General features: G+C 60.0%; 3 protein-coding genes. All 3 read left to right on the top strand.

Annotated elements, in window-relative coordinates; translation table 11 throughout:
* Window positions 1-329, top strand: a 329-nt coding sequence (locus WA354_RS12090; RefSeq protein WP_472813266.1) for an ABC transporter permease, incomplete at its 5' end; no start/stop codon positions are given.
* A 424-nt stretch (window positions 330-753) separates the two neighbouring features.
* The gene (locus WA354_RS12095) at window positions 754-1449 is read left to right on the top strand and encodes a lysophospholipid acyltransferase family protein (RefSeq protein WP_472813267.1); all 696 of its coding nucleotides are present in this window, start codon (window positions 754-756) and stop codon (window positions 1447-1449) included.
* On the top strand, window positions 1446-2110 hold a 665-nt coding region (locus WA354_RS12100), incomplete at its 3' end, for an S-adenosylmethionine:tRNA ribosyltransferase-isomerase (protein WP_472813268.1). The genes WA354_RS12095 and WA354_RS12100, both read left to right, overlap by 4 nt.

Consider the following 2110-nt stretch of genomic DNA (forward strand, 5'->3'; position numbering starts at 1 on the left):
AAACCGAGCAGGAACTCCAGATGTACATGCCGCTGGCCGCGGCGCCCACATGGCTGAGCTTTTCATTGATCGTGGTGGTCATGAATGACTCGAATTCGCTCTGGGCGGTTGCAGGGTCGCTATTCCCACCGACCGCGCCCATCATTATGTTCCTGCGCATGGCCTCGCAGATTCCTCCAGCATGGCAATTCGCCGTTTCCATCGCCCTGCTGGTGCTCAGCATCTGGCTGGTTCTCTGGATCTCCGCAAAGCTCTATCGCGTCGGCATCCTGATGTACGGGAAGCGCGCCACACTTCCTGAACTGGTCCGCTGGCTGCGCTATAGCTGAGAAGCTGCCTGGCAATCAACCAGTTCTCGAGGTGAGCCGGTCCTCCCGGTCTAACCCGTGTCGCCACCTCTCTCTCACCCGAACGCCCCAGCCCGGGAAGTCCCAACCTCACTTGTCGTTGGCCACTTACCCATTCGTGTGATTGAATCTAAGGCTCAGCCCCCTATGATTGCCCATGACTTAGGTAATAGCTTCTCACCAAGGATTTGGTCGGTGTATTGGAACTTTGGTCAAGACTGTCTCGACGTTAGCTGCCATGTCAGAAGTTGGGGGCGGCTACCCTGCAGGTTGCGTGAATCCTCCAGAGGGCTCGCAACCCGTAGCCTGTTTTCCCGACAGCATCCTGATAACCGCGTGTTGAGCATACTCCAGTGCCCAGGCACATGGCGGCGATAAGGATTACACCTCGCGTAGAATCAGGGAGATGACCGATCAGGACAGCATCAGATTCACAATAGGCCAGCGGATTGTGCTGTCGGTCGTTCCGCGGATCGTATGGGCGCTGCTTTGGGTTGTGGGACTGACATGGCGCTTTGAGGTAATCGCGGAAGACGGCGTGATACCGGTCGTCTTCGGTGAAAAGGCGGGACCGGAAATCTATTGCTTCTGGCATCAGTGCGTGCTGCCCTGCACCCTCTATTTCCGGCGCTCCGGTGCAGTGATCCTCATCAGCCGCAGCTTCGACGGCGAACTCATCACCCGCATCTTGCGCATGTTTGGTTTCGACGCTGTGCGCGGGTCAAGCTCACGAGGCGCACGCGAAGGCCTGCTGGGACTCAAGAGTGTGATCGAGACCGGACGCACGGCAATCTTCACCGCCGACGGGCCGCGCGGGCCCATCTACGAAACCAAGATGGGGCCGATCAAACTGGCGCAAACCACGGGTGCGCCTATAGGCGCCTTCCACCTGCAGCCGGAACACGCCTGGACCTTGAGTTCGTGGGATCGTTTTCTGGTTCCCAAGCCCTTTACGCGAATCATCGTGAGTTGGGCGCAGTGGACGCGCGTGCCATCCGATCTTCCGGCTGTGCAGTTCGAAACCAAGAGGCAAGAACTGAATAACGCCGTCGAACGCGCGCGGCTGCGTGCCCTCGCGCACCTGGGACAACAAGCATCATGAGCGATCTGCGCGTTGCCGATTTCGATTTTGAGCTTCCTGAAGAACTGATCGCGCAGGAACCGCCCGCGGGGCGCGGGCAAAGCCGCATGCTTGTGATGGATCGCGCTAGCGGGGGATTGCGCGACAGCCAGTTCAACGAATTCCCTTCCCTGCTGCGAGCCGGAGATCTGCTGGTGCTGAATGACAGCCGGGTGATCCCAGCGCGGCTCTACGCCCGTCGAACGCTGCGCCGTGAGAAGGAAAAGCCCACTGGCCGCATCGAAGTGATGTTGACCGAACCAGCTGGCGAGAATCGCTGGCACGCGCTCGTTCGTCCCGGCCGCAAGGTGGCAATCGGCGAGCGCCTTGTGTTTCCTGATCAAGACGGCACGATTGTTCTCGAAGCCGAGGTGCTCGAGCGAGGGCAGTTTGGAGATCGGTTGCTCGAGTTTGCGCCGGTCGAGGACTTCTTCGGAGCTCTGGACCGCATTGGCCACGTACCGTTGCCGCCTTACATCCATCGCGAAGATGGGACTAGAGACCGAGAGCGCTACCAGACGGTCTTTTCGCGAGAGCGCGGATCGGTGGCAGCGCCGACAGCCGGCCTGCACTTTACACCGCAGATGCTGGAGCGCATCGCCGCGCGAGGAGTCGAGATGGCGCGTGTGACGCTGCACGTGGG

Source organism: Occallatibacter sp., from assembly GCF_049802275.1.
Classification (GTDB): domain Bacteria; phylum Acidobacteriota; class Terriglobia; order Terriglobales; family Acidobacteriaceae; genus Telmatobacter.